We start from the raw sequence: 17,424 nt of genomic DNA, 5'->3' as shown, positions 1-17,424 counted from the left end.
GCCACTAGAACCCCGGCCGTCCCAGGGCCTGGAGCGCCTCCCGCCGCGCGCTGTCGTGGCGTTCCTGGCCGGAGCCGACGAGGGTCTTGGTGAGGCCGCTGTCGGCGTCCTCGCCGTGTTGCTCGCTCCAGCCCACGACGAGGGCGTCCACCTGCCGCTGGCCGACGTCGAACGTCTTCATGTTCTCCAGCGCCGCCGACGCGTTGGCCTGGGCGACCTGGTCCTTGCCCCACTCGTACATGCCCACGTAGAGGATGGATTGGACCACGTTGCCGAGGACCGGCACGGCGGCGGGCGTCGACGGAACGAAGTTGAACGCGACTGCGGGGATGGTGAAGGCGGCCGTACGGACGTCCGAGGCCCACTGCACCGCCTTGTCCCTCTTGTCGAAGGCGATGTCGGAGCTGACCCCGTCGTAGAAGCCGAAGGCGGAGGAGGCGGCGTTGATGGCGGCGGTGCGGTCGTTCGGGTGCTTGAAGTCGGTCCCGGCCAGCGTCTGGGCCGCGTACTGCCGCTCGGCGGTGTACATCCCGGCGTAGGCGGCGGGGTCCTCCGACACGCCGCGCATGATGCGGGACAGCTCCTCGGGGGACACGGCCATACGGACCGTGCCATCGTCCTTCCACACCCCGTCGCCGTCCGCGTTGACCTTGTAGTTCTCGTTGGTGCGGGACAGGATCTCGTGGGTGTCGGCCGTGTAGTCCATGAGCATGTGGCCCAGGTTCGACCGCAGGTTGGCCGGCATCTCGTCGCCGCGCCAGTCCTTGTTGAGGAGCTTGATGGTGTCGTGCATGACCCGCGCCTCGGCCTCGGTGTGCCCGCCCAGCGGATGCTCGGTACCCGGCACATTGCCGGTGGCGGCCGCCTCCAGCGCCGCGCCCAGGCCCAGGCGGTTCGCCGGGTCGTCCCTGGTGGCGCTGCCGTAGCCGGTGGCGGTCTCCCACCCGGGCCAGTCGCGGTCCTGGAGCAGATACTTCAGGCGCTCGTTCCCGCCGTCCGCCCCGGGGTCGAGGTAGGACGTCGCGACGTCGGGCTGCTTGCCCATGATGCCGAGGACGGTGTCGAGCGGGTCGCCCGTGTAGTCGCCGTGGCCCGCGTTCAGCTGCTTCCACCGGCCGGTCCCGAAGTCGTCCTTCTGCTCAACGGCGATGATGTCGTCGGCGACATCGGTCAGGAACTGCTTCCCGTAATTCTTGCCGTGCGTCATCAGATCGGCGAACGACTGATAGCCGGTGAGCGGGTTCAGCTCCTCGCCGAAGTTCTCGTCGCCGACCTTGCGCAGACCCTCGCGCCACTTCGTGTAGAAGGGGTCGGAGGGAGATGTGGTGGCCGTGGCGATCGAGGTCGCCACGCCTTCCTGGAGGGCGGTGAAATCCTTCTTGTCATCGCCCTTGCCGAGGCTGTGGAACTTGTTGTTGAGCTCGATGACGCCCTTGGGGCCGATGCCGTCCAGGAAGGTCTGGCTGAACGCCTTGTCGTGCCCGTTGTCACGGAAGAGCCGCTGAAATTCGGCCAGCTCCGTGCCGCTCAGCTTGTCGCCGGAGTTGAGCTTGGTCGCGAGCTCCTGGGCCTCCTTGGCCTCGGCCTTCTCTATGTCGCCTTCCGCCTGGTCGTTGAACCCGTCGACGGCGCCGTCAACGGGGTCGGGGTCCCGCACCGCCGCCTTCAGCGCGAGCTTCACGCCCTGGTCGGCGTCGTCCACCGCCTTGACCGCCGCCGCGATGTGTTCGGTCCACGACTGCTCGGTCCGGTGCAGATCCGGGTCGTGGCGCGCGGCATTGGCCTCCGCCTCGCTCGCCTTCGAGAAGTCGTAACTCGCGATTCCGGCCTCGGAGACCTTCATTCCGGCCTTCACCGCGTCCGCTACCGCGGATTTCAGCTTCCCGCGCAGTTCCACGAACTGCTGATGGGCGTCGGTCAGCAGTGAGGCGATGGCCTTCGCCTCCTTCTGGGCGGCGGTGAATTGCTCGTCCGTGACGTCCATGGTGTCCTGCGCGACGAAATTCGCCTGACCATTCCAGCTGCCGTCGGTCCCGACCGACTTGACGTCCTTGCGGTAGAGCTTCTGGGCATCCGAGAACTTCTTCGCGGCCTCCTTCCACTGCCCCGCGGCGGTCTCCAGGTAAGACAGATCAGCTGTCATGACCTGGTGGTACGTGAGCACGGTTTCCCCCATGGCTGAGCGTCAAGCGGTACGTAGGTCGAACCGCGACAGTACCTCTGGCCTGGAGGAACGGGCCGTTTTCACGGCCCGGTTCACAATGTCGAAAGAATTCCGTCACAAGGAAAGGGAAAATCGGGTGACATCCACCAGGATTCCCTTGTGACCCGCCTCACCCATGACCCGCGTCACGACGATTTCGGGACCTCCACCCGTACCTCCTTGCGGAGATCGGCGGCGATCTTGGCGGCCTCGTCGAGCGTCAAGCTCTTCGTCCCCTGGCGCGGCACCACGGTCGCCACCGTGTCGTAATCGGCCCAGGTGCACAGCGTCAGCGTGCCGGGCTCATCCGGGCTCGGCTCCTCCTTCGCCTTGAGCATCTGACACTTCATGACGCCGTTCTCGAATCCCTCGGGCGACTTCCGCTCCGGGCTGCCCACCAACTCGGCGTCACTGTCGCTGCCGCCCGCCTCGCTCTTCTTCTTCAGGGTGTTGAAGAAGGCGTCAACCGACTTCTCCGGATCCTTCACCTCTCCATAGGCGCCCACCAGCTCAAGCTTCTTCGCATCACCGGCGGCAGCCCACTCCACGTTCACCCCCGTACCGGTCGTGAGGCCGAAGGCCTCCGCATTCTCACCGGTCAGCGGCTCACTGTCGGAGTCTTCGCTCGTGTACTCGCCGAGCACGGTCTTGGGTGCGGTGAGTCTGTAGTCCTTGCCGTCGTCGGTCAGCGTCCCGCCGTCGTCGCCGCCCATCAGCATGACGCCACCGACGATCGCCCCGACCACGACCACGGCGCCGATCACCAGGCCCATCGTCTTGCCCTTGCCGCCGCCCTGCGGAGGCTGCGGGTAGCCGGGCGGCGGATATCCGGGCTGCGGCTGCTGTGGGTAGCCGTAGCCGGGCTGCGGAGGTTGCTGCGGCGGCGGTGCGGCGTACGGGGCGCCGCCGCCCTGCGCGTACGGATTCGGGCCGCCCTGAGGGGGCTGGCCGGGCGGCGGGCCCGGCGGCTGTCCCGGAGGCGGGCCGTACGGTCCTGGCGGCGGCTGGTTGTAGCTCATGCGCGGTGAACTCTCCCCCACAACAGAAGGTCTGAACAGGCGTCACGCACTGGGACGCGACAAGGAGTGTGCCGGGTTCCGGATACGACCGCCACCTGGCTTGACCTTCACGCCGACGTCAGACTTTAGCGTTGCCCGCATGACGACACCCACGACGACGGCCGCACAAGCCCCCCTCTCCCTCTACGGCTTTCTGCGCCCCAGGCCGGAGCGGGCCGACGAGGTCAGACAGCTCCTGTCCGCCCTGGTGGAACCCACCCGGCAGGAAGAGGGCAACCTCCAGTACCACCTCCATGAGCACGAGGACGGCCGGCTCTTCCTGTACGAGGTCTGGCGCACCCAGGAAGACCTCGACCGCCACAACGCCCGGCCGCCGCTGCGCGACTTCCTGGCCAATCTGCCGGACTACCTCGAAGAACTCCCCGAGGGCTACTTCAACACCATGATCAGCGACTATCCGCAACCGTAAGGGCGGCGCCCGCGTCCGCCCTGACGATGAACGAAAGAAAACACCCCGCCGGAGTGGTGCCCTGGGCCGTGGCGGCGGGCGCGGTCGCCTGGGGCCTGGCGGGGAGCTGGCGCGCCGAGCACATGCGCAACTACCCATGGAACGTCTGGACGCCCATCGGCTACGGCGCGGCCAAGGGCGTCGCGCTGGGGCTCCTGGCGGGCTGGTGCGCGGTGTGGTTCCTGCGCCTGGGGAAAACGTCCGAGCCCGGCGTGAGCCGGGCCCGCGCGGCGGGCCTCGCCTTCACCGGCGGCCTGCTGGCCGGCATCACCCCCGGGACGATCCGGGACTTCACGGGGCCGCCCCAGCCCCGCACCCTGTACTACTTCGACGAGCCGAGGCCGGACGCCGAGTGGTACTGGCACCCCCTGCTCTCCGAATGGCTCACCTACACCGTCCTCCCCGCCCTCGGCTGCGCCCTCGCCGTCACGGCCGCCGCCCTCCTCTCCGCCCGCGCGTCCCGGCATGCCACCCTCGGCTGGGCGGTACTGGCCGCGCTCGGCGTGGGCCTGCTGCTGCTCCCCCACTACGCGACCGCCGGGCTGCCCCCGGCGGAGGGCAATGGCGACCACGTCAACGAGTCGCCCATCGCCGCGATGACCGTCTGGGCGACGGGTCTCGGGGTTCTGCTGAGCGCTGTGGTGCTGCGGAGGAGAATGAGGCGAGCGCCCAGCACCGCGTGAAGTCTCAGAAAAGGGGAGCCGATGACCGTCCGCCGCGTCATGCCCATTGTCCACTCCGAGGACATGGAGCAGAACCGGGAGTTCTACGGCCGCCTGGGCTTCGAGGAGGTCATGAACCTCGGCTGGATCATGACCCTCGCCTCCCCCACCACCCCGGCGGCCCAGGTCAGCATCATGACGAGCGACAAGACCGCGCCGGTCTCGCCCGATATGAGCGTCGAGGTGGACGATGTGGACGCGGCGTACGCGGCGATGCGCGAAGCCGGCGCGGAGATCGTCCACCCCCTCCAGAACGAGGAGTGGGGCGTCCGCCGCTTCTTCGTCCGCGCCCCCGACGGCCGGGTGGTCAACGTCGTGAGCCACCGCTGATACGCCCTGGTCGGGCGCCATGCCGGGGCGCCCGACCAGGGACTCACTCGGTTACAGGTACGGTCGTGTGATCAGCTCGATCGCATGACCGGCAGGGTCCTTGAAGTACACCCCTCGGCCGCCGTGCTCGTTGTTGATCTCGCCGGGGCGCTGCATCTGCGGATCGGCCCAGTGGACGATGCCGCCATCGCACAGCCGCTGATACGCCCGGTCGAAGAGCTCGTCGTCGATCAGAAAGGCGTAATGCTGCATCTGGATCTCCACCGGCGGCTCGGCGAACTGAAGCAGCACACCGTCGCTGAGCTGGATGTTGGTGAACGGGCCCCAGGACGGTGCTTCCGGAATCTCCAACAACTCCCGGAAGAACCGAGCCGACTCGTTGCGATCCTTGGAGGCGATGATGGTGTGGTTGAACGTGGCTGTCATTCGGCTGACCTCGCTGTTGCTCGACACGAAGAAGGGACTCTCGGTGCACGAGCGCGGGGAGGTCCGCGTGCCGAACTGAGGGGGTGCTTTCCGCGCCCCCACCGTGCGGTCAGACCTCCACCGGATAGCCGATCCGTGTGTGGCGCGATGCCGGTCCGGTGTTCACGTCGGGTGACGTTACTGGATCTTGCCGATTACGACAACAGCGCGCCACACGCGCTCAGTCAGTGATGTACCAGTCGTCCTTGAGGTACTCCAGGGTGGAGGTCCCGATCTCGTTTTCGGAGAAGGTGACGGAGGCCTTGACCGCATCGGCCGGAATGTCGAACTTGGCGGGGCTTCGTACAACGACCTTCTGCGGATCGACCGTCGCGGTCTGCAGAGCCTTCTTCTGCGTAGGCGAGATCATCTGGAACGTGACGAGGAACGTGGACGTGCACGGACCGAACCCCTGGTCCTCCGCCTGCTTCGCCGCGGGCCCGGCCACCTCGCAGACCGTCTTGATGTCCTCCCGCCCCACGGCGTGCAGATACTGCTCGTACCGCCGGATCGCCCCTTCCTTCGTCCTGGCCGCGGCCTGGTCCGTGGGCTGATCCGTGGGCTGGTCCTTGGGCGGATCCGTCGGCTTCTTGTCGGCGGGCCCACAACTGTCGTTGGTGAAGATGCCCGGCAGCAGACGCTTCGGGGAGGGGCCCATCGGCCCGTTGAAGCCCTTCACATGCTGCTGCGAACCCCACCACCCGGAATACCCCCACCAGGGCTCGCCGTCGACGGGGCGGACGTTGTCCCATGTGTGCCACTCCGCACCCTTCGAGGTCCGGTCGAACGTGGGCTTCACCCAGTGGTATCCCGTGGTCGGGTAGGAGCCGTGTGAACCACGCGCCGAGTACACCGTCGGATGCCCGTTCCGCGGATCCAGGTCCGACCACTTCACACTGCACGGATCGCCGCCGTGCTTCGCGAAGGTCACCGCCTCCGGCTTGCCGTCGCGCAGTTGGACCGCGACGCGCTCCCAGTCGCCCTCGTGCCTGTTGCCCGCGATCAGGTTGTTGTAGGCGTAGAAGAACCAGTACACATACGCCGCCCGCTTCGGGTCGGACTTGTGCTTGTGGTACTCCCAGTAGACCGGGGCGCCGGTGCCCTCGCCGCCCCGCACCTCCTTCGGCGGGTCGAGGTAGAAACCGCCGTCGACCTCGGTTGAGGTGTGCCACTTGTCCCCGTGTCCGGGGCAGGACACCGGCTTGGACGAGGACTTCCCCGGCTGCACGTCCGCGTGCTGGTAGGGATTTTTCGCACTCCCCAACCGCCGTGGGTCGACCGGATCGGCCACCGGCCCCTCGTCACGGCAGAAGCCGTCATGGTCGAAGCGCAGCGCGGACCGCCCGATGAACCGCGTCGCGTCCATCGGCAGCAGCGTCTCCCCCTTGGCGAGCCGCACCAACGGCGCGTACCGCGCGGCCTCGGCCGCGGACCCCTTCGACGGCTCCGCCCCCGTCCACTCCTTCTCCTTCTCCGGACCGCACGCCACCAGCGCCACCGAAAGCGACACCGCCACGCCCACCATCGCCCGCATCCGACCCCGCACCGGCTCCCCCCTCGTTCGCGCACCACCAGCCGGCAGCACGTCAGGACATCACGCGGAATCCGAGCGAATGGTTCCCGGCGCGGCGTTGACGACGTGGGCATCGTAGGTGAGATCGACTGCGCCTCCGTCGATGGGTCCATGAATCGTCTCCGGCTGGAACGCAGCCGCGCCCGTTTCCCACGCCTTGGTCAGGTCGGCACCGTCCGGGAAGCGGCCGTTGAGCTGGAGGACGACCATGCCGTGGGCGAACGCCCAGGCAGCGCGGGCAAGGTCCTCGTCGCCGCCGCAGGCGCGGAAAAGAGGCGCGGCGGCGCGGTACTCCAGACCGGGCGGAAGGGCGGCGCGCGGGAGAGGGCGCTCAGTGGTGAGCCGGTAGAGGTGCGGGTGGGCCAGGGCATGCCGGCGGTATGCCTCGGCAAGGGCCGGTACGGACCCCGGGTCGGCGGCCTCGGCGGCCTCCAGTACCTCGGCGGTCTCCCACAGCGACAGGGCGATCAGCTCCGACTCCACCGCCGCCTTGTCGGGGAAGTGCTTGTAGAGGGAGGGGGCCTTGATGCCGAGGCGGTCGCCGAGCCGGCGCATGGTGAGCGCTTCCGGACCCTCCTCCTCGAGCAGCGCCCGGGCGGCGCTCACGATGTCCCGGGCGCGCGGGGTGAGCCGGTCGGTGAATGGGTCAGCCACGCTGGAAGCCCTCCTTGGTGCGCGGTCCGTAGCCGAAAGCTCGATCGTAGGAAATGTGGGCCATCCAGCCGCAGAGCGCCGCGAAGGCAGGCGCCCAGGCGATCGGACCGAACGTATAGAGCACCATCAGAGCCAGCGGGACCAGCGGATAGTGGGCGGCGTTGTAGTACGGGACCGCGCGCGGGAGGAGCCGGCCCCGGGCGAGCCCGGCGGACGCGGCCTCACGGACGCCGATCAGCATCGTCAGGTCGGGGGCGAGCAGACCGGCGAAGGCGAGCAGACCGGCGGCCCAGCCGTGGTTGACCGCCTCCAGCACGGCGAAGGCGGACCAGAACAAGGCGCCGCCGAACCACGCGGCACGGCGGACCACGGTGAGCGTGCGGCGCGGGGCCGGGGTGTCAGGGGTCGTGGCGCTCATGGCTGAGCCTCCTTCGAGACGCATGGGCTAACGTCGTTAGCCACAAAGCTATGGCTAACGACGTTAGCCGTCAAGGCCGGCGCCCCGCACTCAGCCGCGCCACTCCTCCGCCTTCGGCGGCGCGAGGGCGAACCACACCGCCTTGCCCGACGCCCGCGTCCTTGTCGGTGTAGTCGACCACGCCCCAGTCGTCCGAACACGACTCGACGAGCGCCAGCCCCCGGCCGCCCTCGTCGTCGGCCTCGGCCCGCACGGGCTGGGGCAGGGCCGAGCCCGAGTCCCATACGGTGACGCGGAAGTCCGGGGGCTTCGGCTGCCAATCCATGCGCGCGTGGCGGACCTGGGCGTGACGCTGGTCTCACATATCGAGCAGACGCTGTACCTGGAAAACGCGGCCTCTATTGCCAGGTACGACGAGCACTTCGCTAGGTTGGAAGCCATGGCGCTGGCTCCCGTCGACGCCGCGGCGGCACCCGAGACACGCATCGCCAAGGACTCGCTGGGGCTGATCCAGCGCATCCTGTACCCCCTGCTCTAGGAGAGGCATCGATGTCTCGGCTGATATGGCCGAAGTCAAGCTTCAGCGAGGGAGGAGCCGTCAACTGCGTCGAGGTCGCCACCGACCCCACCGGCACCCCGCATCTGCGGGAGAGCGACGACCCCCACACCGTCATAGCCACCACTCCCGCCGCCCTTCGCGCACTCCTCCGCACCATAAAAACCGGCACCCTGGACCGTCCGAGCCACGGATAACCCCCGCTCACCTCACAGCGGTACATTCGTCGGATTCGGTCAAGTCCCCCACCCCAGGGGCCCGACGAAGTCTTGGAGCCGCCGTGCGCGTTGTCCTCGCCGAAGACCTCTTCCTCCTGCGGGACGGTCTGGTCCGGATGCTGGAGGCATATGACTTCGAGATCGCGGCGGCCGTGGACACCGGGCCCGATCTGACCCGTGCGCTCGCCGAGCTGAAGCCGGACGTCGCGGTCGTGGACGTACGGCTGCCGCCGTCGTTCACGGATGAGGGGCTGCAGTGCGCGCTGGCGGCGCGGCGGGCGCGGCCGGGGTTGCCGGTGTTGGTGCTCTCGCAGCATGTGGAGCAGCTGTACGCGCGGGAGCTGCTGGCCGATGGGAGCGGTGGGGTGGGGTATCTGCTCAAGGACCGGGTCTTCGACGCTGATCAGTTCATCGACGCGGTGCGGCGGGTCGCGGCGGGCGGGACGGCGATGGATCCGCAGGTGATCTCGCAGCTGCTGACCCGGCGGTCGCAGGACAAGCCGATGGGGAACCTCACGCCGCGCGAGCGGGAGGTGATGGAGCTGATGGCGCAGGGGCGGTCCAACGCGGCCATCGCCGCGCAGCTGTTCGTCACCGAGCGGGCGGTCGCCAAGCACACCTCGAACATCTTCGGGAAGCTCGGCCTGCCGCCGTCCGACGACGACAACCGCCGGGTGCTGGCCGTGCTGGCCTATCTCGACCGGGGGGACACCCGGGGGTAGCCTCCCTGTTCCATACGCCCGGCAGCCGTCGGTGGCGGCGGGTTACGGGAGTGCCGCGAATGCATCTCGATGGTCACGTGCCCACTGCTCGAACGTGCCCGCCGGTCGGCCCAGCACCCGCGGCACATGCTCGGTGACGTAGGCCGCACCACCGGCGCGCGCCCAGCCGATGCCAGTGATCATCCCGTCCGGCAGCTGGTCGAGCGCACTCACGTCGTCGGTTGTCTTGACCGGCCGTTCCAGCACCCGCTCCAGGATCGCCGCCTGATCCGTGAACGTCAGCAGCTCCGGCCCGGTCAGGTCGTACCGCTGCCCGTCGTGTGCGTCGCTGGTCATGGCGGCGACGGCGACCGCGGCCACGTCCCTCGGGTCGACGATGGCCTGCCGGGAGTCGCCGGTCAGGTTCGGGATCGGCTCGCCGGCCTGGATCAGCGCCCGGTGCCACAAGAAGTTCGACGCGAAGCTCGGCGGACGGAGCATCGTCCACGCGAGCCCGCTGGCCTCGATCGCCTCCTCCGCGGCGAGGTGCCACGCCCCGACGGTCGCCCCCTCGAACCGCTCGCCGCTGCCGATCGCGGACAGCTTGACGATCTTACGGACGCCCACCGCCCGCGCGGCCTTCACCAGGGCGATGTCGTGGTCCGCTGTCGGCACGGGCGCCACGGTCACCAGGAAGACCGTATCGACGCCGGTCACCGCGCGCGCCAGCGACGCCGGGTCGTCGAAGTCGGCCCGCACCCCGCCGGGCCGCTCGCGGCGGGACATCGCCCGAAACGGCACACCTTGTTCGGTGAGCAGACGGACAACATGGCTACCAATGGTGCCGGTGGCACCCGTAATAAGGATCATGTCCCGACGATCGCAGCGCTCTCACACCGCGTGATAGGAAGTTTCGGCACTGTCGTGGACCGTGTGAGCTCTCTATCGTGGACCGGGTGAATTCCCTGGTCGTGCCGCCTGCCCTTCTGCGTTGGGTGGCCAGGATCGAAGTCGCTACGGCGACCGGTTCGGCGGCGGTCGACGTACCCGATCACGCCACCACGCTTCTCCTGCGCAGCGACAAACGTGAGCTGATCGTCATGGGCCCCCGCACCCGGGCCACCTATCACATCGGCGCGCCCGGCCATTCGTGTGTGCGGGTTCGTATGCGGCCGGGGCGTGCCCAAGCCCTGCTCGGCCGTCCGCTGCGTGATCTCGCCGACCGGGTCCTGCCGCTGCGCGAACTACCGGGCCTGGACATCGGCCAGTTCGCCGTCGATCCGATCGCCGCCCTCGAAGGCGCGGTGGCCGACCGACCGGAGCCCGAGGCGCGGCTCGACGAGGCGGCAGACCTCCTGGTCGGCGCCACTGTTGCCGCGACCGCGGCCCGGTTGCACATCAGTGAGCGCCGCCTGCACACCTTGTTCACCGACGGCACCGGCTTGTCTCCCAAGCACTTCGCACGCATCGACCGTGTTCGTGCCGTGCTCGCGGCCGATGCCGGCGGCCGGTGGTCGGACATCGCCGCGACGGCGGGCTACTACGACCAGTCCCATATGACGGCCGAGTTCCGCCACTTCATGGGCGTGCCACCGGCCGCGTTCACCGCGGGGCGGCGTCCCGCCGCGACTGCGTGCACTGGCTGAAGCAAGAGCTGAAGACCCTGTCCGCGACGTCACACAGTCGCAAAATCACACACTCGCACGGCACAATCCTCCGTCGTGGAGATCACCGCGCGCGAACTCAACCGGGCCACCCTCAGCCGTCAACTCCTCCTGCGGCGGGAGCCACTGGCCGCCGTCGACGCCGTACGCCGCATCGTGGCGCTCCAGGCGCAGCACGCCGCCTCGCCGTATGTCGCGCTGTGGAACCGGCTCGCCGGATTCGATCCCGCGCAGCTGGACGCCGCGTTCGCCGGCGACGCGGTCGTCAAGGCGACCTTGATGCGGATCACGCTGCACGCGGTCCACGCCGACGACTACCAGGCCTTCCGCGAGGCGATGCGGCCGACGCTGTACGCCTCCCGGCTCGGCTACCGCTTCGCCGCCGCCGGGCTCACGCCGGCCGACGCCGATGAACTCGTCCCGGAGCTGCTGGCGTTCGCCGAACGGCCGCGCACGACGGCCGAGATGGACGCGTGGCTCGAGGAGCGGCTCGGCCCCGAGAAGAAGGCCGGGGCGTGGTGGGGGCTGCGGGCGTACGCGCCGCTGTGGCACGCGGCGACCGGCGGGCCGTGGTCCTTCGGGTTCCGGCCGTCGTACCGGGCGGCGCAGGCGGGTCCGCTGCCCTTGGGGCGGGAGGCGGACGCGGACGCGCTGCAGAGGCTCCTGGTGCGCTATCTGGAGGGGTTCGGACCGGCTTCGGTCGCGGACATGGCGCAGTTCGCCATGGTCCAGCGGACGCCGATACGCCAGGCGCTGGGCGCGCTCGGGGACGCCGTCGACGAGCTCAAGGGGCCCGACGGCATCGCGCTGTTCGACCTCCCGGGCGCCCCGCGCCCGGCCCAGGACACCCCGGCCCCGCCCCGGCTGATGGCGATGTGGGACAGCGTCCTGCTCGCGTACGCCGACCGCAGCCGGGTGATCCCCCCGGCCTACCGCCGGACGGTGATCCGCAACAACGGCGATGTGCTGCCGACGCTGCTGGTCGACGGCTATGTGGCCGGTGTGTGGCGGCCGGTCGACGGGGGCATCGAGGCCACGGCCTTCCACGAGCTGTCGCCCGCGGTATGGGACGGGCTCGCCGCGGAGGCCCGCTCGTTGCTGGCGCTGCTGGCCGACCGCGATCCCCGGGTCTACAGCCGTTACGACCACTGGTGGGCCAAGCTCTCCGGCGCCCAGGTGCGGATGCTACGACGCTAGTCCTCCAGGCGCGGGGCCTGTCACCTCCGATACCGCTGTGCCACTGCCGCGAAGGCGGCCTTGGGTTCCCAGTCCATGTCGGGGTAGGTCCGCCCCCGGCGCCCTTCGAGGAGTTTGACGATGCCCAGGCCGGCCCGGTCCAGGTCATAGCGGGGGTCGGCGTCGGGGCGGTGCGGGTAGCCGGGTAGGGCGAACAGGAACACGAACGCGCTGTCCACGCCCTCGGTCTCGAAGATCTCCAGCAGTTCGCTCAGATACGCGGCCTGGCCGGCCTCGTCGCGCTCGTACACGCCGTTCAGCCGCACCGGGGCCCTGGTCTCCGGGTCGTACTCGACCACCTCGAGCACCCGGCCGCCCCGGTCGCCCGCGCCCCGGTAGGCCGCGGTGCCGAACCCGGTGATGGCGAGCGGCTTGGCGCCCTGGGCCAGGGTGCGCACCGCGTCCCGGAACCGGTCGGCGACCTCGGCGGAGCGGATCAGCTCGAACGTCACGAAGTCGAAGGGGGCCCAGTCGACCTGCTCGAACTGGATGGACGCGTAGGTGAGTTCGCCCTGGAAGCGTTCGCGGACCGTGGCCGCGGCGTCGCGCAGGAAGGCGTTGACGCGCACGCCGAGCTCGCGCATCGCCTCGGCCCGCCGCTCGGGTCGGCTCATCAGCTGTCCGACCCGCTCCTCGGGGCTTTCACCGGGCAGGAACCCGCGGTTCATCACGCTCAGCTCCACCCCGGCGACGAACACGACCGCGGCCCCATGCCGCCGGAGCCGTTCCGCCCGCTCGGCACAGTCGCTCAGCAGCGCGAGGATCTGCTCCGGGTCCAGCTCCAGCGGATAGGGCGAGAACCAGACCTCCAGGCCGAGCTCGGCGGCGGCGCCGGCGGCCAGCTCCAGCCGGTCCGGGTCGCCGCCGATGATCTGGACCGCGTTGCAGTGCAGGTCGTCGCGGATGATGGCGAGTTCACGCCGGACCACCGCGGGGTCGAAGCGCTCGCGGGACATCTGGCCGTGCACGACGAATCCGGTGTCGTAGGTCATCCCTCTTGCTCGCATGCCGCTGCCCTCTGTCCTCTCCGTCGGTCTCGGTCGGCTCGAAGCTGGCAGGAAAAGTGCGTGCACGCAAGTTTGCGTGTACGCAACCCTGTGTGGAAGGGTGGCACCGTGACGACACCGCCAGGGCTGCGGGAGCGGAAGAAGCAGGCAACGCGCGCGGCGCTGCGCGAGGCGGCCCTGCGCCTGGCCCTGGAGCGCGGACCTGACCAGGTACGGGTCGAGGACATCGCCGAGGCGGCCGGGGTCTCGCCGCGCACCTACAACAACTACTTCGCCAGCCGCGAGCAGGCGATCGTCGCCGCCGTCACCGCGGACCGGGAGGCGCGGATCGCGGCGGCGATCGCAGCCCGGCCCGCAGGGGCGCGCCTGGCCGACGCCATCACCGAGGCGGTGATCCAGCAGTACACGGACCCCGGCGAGCACGACCCCGAGGTGCTACTGCTGATCACCTCCAGGGCCGCGCTGCGCGACGCGTTCCTCGACACCACCGCCGGAATCGAGCCCCCTCTCACGGCGGTGATCGCCGAACGCCTCGGTGACGCCGGAGCGCACACCGCCCGCGTCCTCGCGGCGAGCGTGGCCGCGGCGGTGCGCATCGCGTTGGAGGGCTGGCTCCGGCCGGACGGGGCCGCAGGGTCTGCCGGGGCCACAGGGGCCGCCGGGGCCACAGGGGCCGCAGGGAGCTTCGGTGTCGGAGGGCTGGTCGTACCCTCCGGCTCGCTGCCCGACCAGTTCCGCGCGGCGCTGGCCCCGCTCGCGCCCGCGTTCGACGCCGCCGAAGAGCACGCCTCTGGTCATTGACGGGAGATCAGGCCCCGGTTCGGTCCGTACGGGTGGACACCCCGTACGCACCATTGCTGCCACCCCGCCACCCTCGTTAACGTGCCGCTCACATACCACCGTTGGCCCGGGCCGGGCGTCATTGGGGGGCACCATGAGCGATCTGAGCAGACGTACGCTGATCGGAACCGCCGGAGCACTCGGCGTCGGGGCCGCACTCGGGAGCCAGTCCCCGGCGGCGGCCGAGGGAACGGAAGGCACAAGAAAAACCGTGTTCGACACCGCGCCCGCGCGCGCCGCCCTCAAGCGGCTGCTGCCGGACCACGCCGAGCAGTTCCGCCTGGTGCCGCTGGAGGCCGAGGGCGGCAAGGAGCGGTTCGAGGTCTCGGGGCGGCCGGGGCGGATCGAGGTGGCAGGGACCAGCCCGGCGGTGCTGCTGACCGGGGTGCACTGGTATCTGAAGTACACCTGTCATGCCCTGATCACCTGGGCCGGGGACCAGCTGGACCTGCCCAAGCAGCTGCCCGCGCCCCGGGGCCGCGTCGAGCAGTCGACCGCGCTGCCGCACCGCTTCGCGTTCAACGACACCCACGACGGCTACACCGCGCCGTTCGCCGGCTGGGACCACTGGGAGCACCTGATCGACGTCGCGGCCCTGCACGGCTGCAACGAACTGCTGGTCACCGCCGGACAGGAAGCCGTCTACCACCTCCTCCTCCAGGACTTCGGCTACTCCGACGAGGAGGCGCGCGCCTGGCTGCCCGCGCCCTCCCACCAGCCGTGGTGGCTGCTGCAGAACATGAGCGAGTACGGCGGGCCGGTGAGCCCCGAGCTGCTGGCCAAGCGCATCGACCTGGGGCAGAAGATCGCCGGCCGGCTGCGCGAGCTGGGCATGCGGCCGGTGTACCCCGGCTACTTCGGGACCGTCCCGGACGGGTTCGTCGAGCGCAACCCGGGGGCGCGTACGGTCCCGCAGGGCACCTGGAACGGGCTCAAGCGCCCCGACTGGCTCGATCCGCGCACCGAGCCGTTCCGGCAGATGGCCGCCGCGTTCTACCGCCACCAGCAGAAGCTGTTCGGCGAGTGCGCGCTGTTCAAGATGGATCTGCTGCACGAGGGCGGCGCCGCCGGGGACGTGCCCGTGGCCGACGCCGCCCGCGCCGTGGAGACCGCCCTGCAGACCGCCCGGCCCGGCGCGATCTGGGTGATCCTCGGCTGGCAGGCCAACCCCCGGCGGGACCTGCTGGACGCCGTGGACCACGACCACATGCTGGTCGTGGACGGCCTGTCGGACCTGGACTCGATCGGCGACCGGGAGCAGGACTGGGGCTCGGTGCCGTACGCCTTCGGCACCATCCCCAACTTCGGCGGGCGCACCACGATCGGCGCCAAGACCCACATCTGGGCGCGGCGGTTCACCCAGTGGCGCGACAAGCCGGGCAGCAAGCTCGTCGGCACCGCTTACATGGCGGAGGCGGTCGGGCGCGATCCCGCGGCGTTCGAGCTGTTCAGCGAGTTGGCGTGGCGGGATGCGGCGGTGGACCGCGAGGAGTGGTTCCGCACCTATGCGGACGTACGGCTGGGCGGGCGCGACGAGCAGGCCCGGGAGGCATACGCGGCGCTGCGCGACACCGCGTACCAGATCACCAGCTCCGACGGCCGCCCGCACGACTCGGTCTTCTCCGCCCGCCCCGATGTGACCGCGCGCTCGGGCACCAACTACGCCACCCGCATCCCCGCCTTCGACCTGGCGGACTTCGACGCCGCCTTCGCCGCGCTGCTGGGCGTGCGCCCGGGGCTGCGCGACTCCGACGCCTACCGCCACGATCTGACCGACATCGCCCGCCAGGCGCTCGCCGACCGCTCCTGGACGCTGATCCCCCATCTGCACGACGCGTACGAGCGCAAGGACCTGGAGGCCTTCCGCACGCTCGCCCGGCTGTGGCTGAAGCTGATGCGGCTGAGCGACGACATGACCGGCGCGCACCGCGGCTTCCTGCTCGGGCCCTGGCTGGAGGACGCCAAGCGGATGGGGTCCGACGAGACGGAGTCCGCGCGCTTCGAACACCTGGCGCGCACCCTCATCACCACCTGGGCGGACCGGGTCACGGCGGACGCCCCCGGGAAGCTCGCCAACTACGCCAACCGCGACTGGAACGGCCTCATCGGCGACTTCCACCTGCCGCAGTGGCAGAGCTATCTGGACGAGCTGGAGGACGCGCTCGCCGAGGGGCGCGAGCCGCGCGACTTCGACTGGTTCACGGTCGAGGAGCCCTGGACGCGCGAGCGCAAGAGCTACCCGGTCCGGGCCACGACGGACGCCCACCGCACCGGGCTCCGGGTGTACGAGGCGCTGGCCAAGGCCCCGTACCAGGGCACGGCCGCCGTCTCCACCACCCCGCCGCAGGTCGAGCCCGGGGGCGCCGCCGACATCACCGCGTCCCTGCGCAACATGAACGGGCTGCGCGCCACCGGCCGCGTCGACTTCGACCTGACCGTGACCGGCCTCGACCCCAAGCCGCAGGGCGACACCTGGCTCCGCTCGATCCCGGCGGCGAGGACCGGCGAGGTCCACTGGACGGCCACCGCGCCCGACGAGCCGCTCCAGGACCCGCTCAAGCCGCTGCCGTACGAGCTCGGCGTGGAGTTCGGGCCGCGCGGCGAGGACCGGGGGCGGCTGCTGCGCACCGGCACGCTGTGGGTGGCCGGGCCCCTGGACGCGGGCCTGAAGACGGTCACCAACAACGCCGCGGTCTTCGGGCAGCTGTCGGACCGCTTCGCGATCGACGGGGCCGGGCGGGACCTGTGGAAGGCGACGGCCGAGTTCGGGTCGGTGTACCGGGAGGGGGCGCTGGCGGTCGGCACCGCCGTCACGGTGAAGGTGGTCAGCCAGGCCGTGACGGGCGCGTGGGCCAGGGCCGGCATCATCGCCCGCGACAGCCTGGCGACGGCGGGCTCCCGGGGCTTCGTGAACCTGGCCGCGACCCCGTCCAACGGCGTCGTGCTGTCCTACGACTCGAACGGGGACGGCACGCTGGACACGTACAAGCGGATCACCGGAGTCAAGGCGCCCGTGCTGCTGCGGCTGACGCGGACGTCCACCACCTCGTACAAGGGCGAGCTGTCGACTGACGACGGGACGACCTGGCGGACGGTGGGGACGGTGACGGCGCCGGGGGGCGCGGGCTCCGCGCAGGACGTCGGGATCTTCATGAGCGCGACGCACGGGGGGAACGTGGCGCGCGGGACGGCCGAGTTCAGCGGGTGGCGCGTGGGGTGACGGCCGGGGGGACGGCGGGGGGACGGCCGGGGGGCTCCCCGCCCCACCCCTTCGCGCGGCATCGATATGCGGCCCCGCCGGGTCGCGGCC

18 protein-coding genes and 1 pseudogene are annotated in these 17,424 nt (G+C 70.3%); 10 read left to right on the top strand and 9 right to left on the bottom strand.

What is annotated here, in order from left to right; all coding sequences use genetic code 11:
• Nucleotides 1–4: 4 nt before the first annotated feature.
• Nucleotides 5–2,143, bottom strand: coding sequence for a DUF6571 family protein (locus ACFZDL_RS11230; RefSeq protein WP_353594480.1), 2,139 nt, complete (start codon nt 2,141–2,143; stop codon nt 5–7).
• A gap of 206 nt (nt 2,144–2,349) precedes the next feature.
• Nucleotides 2,350–3,222, bottom strand: coding sequence for a hypothetical protein (locus ACFZDL_RS11225; protein WP_353594481.1), 873 nt, complete (start codon nt 3,220–3,222; stop codon nt 2,350–2,352).
• A gap of 139 nt (nt 3,223–3,361) precedes the next feature.
• On the opposite strand from ACFZDL_RS11225, the gene ACFZDL_RS11220 reads away from it, so the two are divergent.
• Genes ACFZDL_RS11220 through ACFZDL_RS11210 form a run of 3 tightly spaced genes read left to right on the top strand, consistent with a single transcriptional unit; the run spans nt 3,362 to nt 4,782 of the window.
• A complete protein-coding gene (locus ACFZDL_RS11220; RefSeq protein ID WP_353594483.1) occupies nt 3,362–3,691 on the top strand; it encodes a putative quinol monooxygenase in 330 nt (109 codons plus the stop codon).
• Nucleotides 3,692–3,717: 26 nt separating this feature from the next.
• Nucleotides 3,718–4,413, top strand: a complete 696-nt coding sequence (locus ACFZDL_RS11215; RefSeq protein WP_353594485.1) for a hypothetical protein — start codon at nt 3,718–3,720, stop codon at nt 4,411–4,413.
• A 21-nt stretch (nt 4,414–4,434) separates the two neighbouring features.
• Nucleotides 4,435–4,782, top strand: a complete 348-nt coding sequence (locus tag ACFZDL_RS11210) for a VOC family protein (protein WP_353594486.1) — start codon at nt 4,435–4,437, stop codon at nt 4,780–4,782.
• Between the two features lie 51 nt (nt 4,783–4,833).
• On the opposite strand, the gene ACFZDL_RS11205 is transcribed toward ACFZDL_RS11210, so the two are convergent.
• The 5 genes and pseudogenes from ACFZDL_RS11205 to ACFZDL_RS11185 form a co-directional block, all read right to left on the bottom strand.
• Complete coding sequence (locus ACFZDL_RS11205) at nt 4,834–5,208, bottom strand: VOC family protein (RefSeq protein ID WP_353594487.1); 375 nt, start codon at nt 5,206–5,208, stop codon at nt 4,834–4,836.
• Nucleotides 5,209–5,428: 220 nt separating this feature from the next.
• Nucleotides 5,429–6,793, bottom strand: coding sequence for a hypothetical protein (locus tag ACFZDL_RS11200; protein WP_353594488.1), 1,365 nt, complete (start codon nt 6,791–6,793; stop codon nt 5,429–5,431).
• A gap of 156 nt (nt 6,794–6,949) precedes the next feature.
• Nucleotides 6,950–7,474: pseudogene (locus ACFZDL_RS11195) on the bottom strand (TetR/AcrR family transcriptional regulator); the annotation flags it as partial.
• On the bottom strand, nt 7,467–7,892 hold the full coding sequence (locus ACFZDL_RS11190) for a DUF4260 family protein (RefSeq protein ID WP_353594491.1): 426 nt from the start codon (nt 7,890–7,892) through the stop codon (nt 7,467–7,469). The pseudogene ACFZDL_RS11195 and the gene ACFZDL_RS11190, both read right to left, overlap by 8 nt.
• Before the next feature lie 70 nt (nt 7,893–7,962).
• Nucleotides 7,963–8,217 (bottom strand): ATP-binding protein, encoded by a 255-nt coding sequence (locus ACFZDL_RS11185; protein ID WP_353594492.1) that lies wholly within the window; start codon nt 8,215–8,217, stop codon nt 7,963–7,965.
• Nucleotides 8,218–8,223: 6 nt separating this feature from the next.
• On the opposite strand from ACFZDL_RS11185, the gene ACFZDL_RS11180 reads away from it, so the two are divergent.
• From ACFZDL_RS11180 to ACFZDL_RS11170, 3 genes are all read left to right on the top strand, one after another.
• Nucleotides 8,224–8,430 carry a hypothetical protein gene (locus tag ACFZDL_RS11180; protein ID WP_353594493.1) on the top strand — a complete coding sequence of 69 codons (207 nt, stop codon included), beginning with the start codon at nt 8,224–8,226 and terminating at the stop codon, nt 8,428–8,430.
• A gap of 11 nt (nt 8,431–8,441) precedes the next feature.
• Nucleotides 8,442–8,645 carry a DUF397 domain-containing protein gene (locus tag ACFZDL_RS11175; RefSeq protein ID WP_353594494.1) on the top strand — a complete coding sequence of 68 codons (204 nt, stop codon included), beginning with the start codon at nt 8,442–8,444 and terminating at the stop codon, nt 8,643–8,645.
• Nucleotides 8,646–8,728: 83 nt separating this feature from the next.
• Nucleotides 8,729–9,388 (top strand): response regulator transcription factor, encoded by a 660-nt coding sequence (locus ACFZDL_RS11170; RefSeq protein WP_353594495.1) that lies wholly within the window; start codon nt 8,729–8,731, stop codon nt 9,386–9,388.
• Nucleotides 9,389–9,430: 42 nt separating this feature from the next.
• Here the strand turns inward: ACFZDL_RS11170 and ACFZDL_RS11165 are convergent, their stop codons facing one another.
• Nucleotides 9,431–10,237: an NAD(P)H-binding protein gene (locus tag ACFZDL_RS11165; RefSeq protein WP_353594496.1), complete on the bottom strand. Its 807-nt coding sequence runs from the start codon at nt 10,235–10,237 to the stop codon at nt 9,431–9,433.
• 86 nt (nt 10,238–10,323) lie between these two features.
• Between ACFZDL_RS11165 and ACFZDL_RS11160 the strand changes: the two genes are divergently transcribed.
• Together ACFZDL_RS11160 and ACFZDL_RS11155 are read left to right on the top strand one after the other, a co-directional pair.
• Nucleotides 10,324–11,013, top strand: a complete 690-nt coding sequence (locus ACFZDL_RS11160; protein ID WP_353594498.1) for a helix-turn-helix domain-containing protein — start codon at nt 10,324–10,326, stop codon at nt 11,011–11,013.
• A gap of 75 nt (nt 11,014–11,088) precedes the next feature.
• Complete coding sequence (locus tag ACFZDL_RS11155) at nt 11,089–12,228, top strand: winged helix DNA-binding domain-containing protein (protein ID WP_353594500.1); 1,140 nt, start codon at nt 11,089–11,091, stop codon at nt 12,226–12,228.
• Nucleotides 12,229–12,248: 20 nt separating this feature from the next.
• Here the strand turns inward: ACFZDL_RS11155 and ACFZDL_RS11150 are convergent, their stop codons facing one another.
• Nucleotides 12,249–13,259: a hypothetical protein gene (locus tag ACFZDL_RS11150; protein ID WP_353594501.1), complete on the bottom strand. Its 1,011-nt coding sequence runs from the start codon at nt 13,257–13,259 to the stop codon at nt 12,249–12,251.
• Nucleotides 13,260–13,382: 123 nt separating this feature from the next.
• Between ACFZDL_RS11150 and ACFZDL_RS11145 the strand changes: the two genes are divergently transcribed.
• Nucleotides 13,383–14,075 carry a TetR/AcrR family transcriptional regulator gene (locus tag ACFZDL_RS11145; RefSeq protein ID WP_353594502.1) on the top strand — a complete coding sequence of 231 codons (693 nt, stop codon included), beginning with the start codon at nt 13,383–13,385 and terminating at the stop codon, nt 14,073–14,075.
• Nucleotides 14,076–14,208: 133 nt separating this feature from the next.
• The gene (locus tag ACFZDL_RS11140; protein ID WP_353594503.1) at nt 14,209–17,334 is read left to right on the top strand and encodes an alpha-N-acetylglucosaminidase; all 3,126 of its coding nucleotides are present in this window, start codon (nt 14,209–14,211) and stop codon (nt 17,332–17,334) included.
• Nucleotides 17,335–17,424 lie beyond the last annotated feature (90 nt).

It is taken from the genome of Streptomyces sp. NPDC007917 (assembly GCF_042959105.1).
In the GTDB taxonomy this organism is placed as follows: domain Bacteria; phylum Actinomycetota; class Actinomycetes; order Streptomycetales; family Streptomycetaceae; genus Streptomyces.
This window is presented reverse-complemented; position numbering and strand designations above follow the sequence as displayed.

What these genes read in the sequence shown, in the direction of transcription:
- ACFZDL_RS11185 (WP_353594492.1), bottom strand. Translation starts at nt 8,217, where the DNA reads ATGGATTGGCAGCCGAAGCCCCCGGACTTCCGCGTCACCGTATGGGAC.
- ACFZDL_RS11225 (WP_353594481.1), bottom strand. Translation starts at nt 3,222, where the DNA reads ATGAGCTACAACCAGCCGCCGCCAGGACCGTACGGCCCGCCTCCGGGA.
- ACFZDL_RS11230 (WP_353594480.1), bottom strand. Translation starts at nt 2,143, where the DNA reads ATGACAGCTGATCTGTCTTACCTGGAGACCGCCGCGGGGCAGTGGAAG.
- ACFZDL_RS11190 (WP_353594491.1), bottom strand. Translation starts at nt 7,892, where the DNA reads ATGAGCGCCACGACCCCTGACACCCCGGCCCCGCGCCGCACGCTCACC.
- ACFZDL_RS11150 (WP_353594501.1), bottom strand. Translation starts at nt 13,259, where the DNA reads ATGACCTACGACACCGGATTCGTCGTGCACGGCCAGATGTCCCGCGAG.
- ACFZDL_RS11140 (WP_353594503.1), top strand. Translation starts at nt 14,209, where the DNA reads ATGAGCGATCTGAGCAGACGTACGCTGATCGGAACCGCCGGAGCACTC.
- ACFZDL_RS11165 (WP_353594496.1), bottom strand. Translation starts at nt 10,237, where the DNA reads ATGATCCTTATTACGGGTGCCACCGGCACCATTGGTAGCCATGTTGTC.
- ACFZDL_RS11210 (WP_353594486.1), top strand. Translation starts at nt 4,435, where the DNA reads ATGACCGTCCGCCGCGTCATGCCCATTGTCCACTCCGAGGACATGGAG.
- ACFZDL_RS11220 (WP_353594483.1), top strand. Translation starts at nt 3,362, where the DNA reads ATGACGACACCCACGACGACGGCCGCACAAGCCCCCCTCTCCCTCTAC.
- ACFZDL_RS11205 (WP_353594487.1), bottom strand. Translation starts at nt 5,208, where the DNA reads ATGACAGCCACGTTCAACCACACCATCATCGCCTCCAAGGATCGCAAC.
- ACFZDL_RS11215 (WP_353594485.1), top strand. Translation starts at nt 3,718, where the DNA reads ATGAACGAAAGAAAACACCCCGCCGGAGTGGTGCCCTGGGCCGTGGCG.
- ACFZDL_RS11175 (WP_353594494.1), top strand. Translation starts at nt 8,442, where the DNA reads ATGTCTCGGCTGATATGGCCGAAGTCAAGCTTCAGCGAGGGAGGAGCC.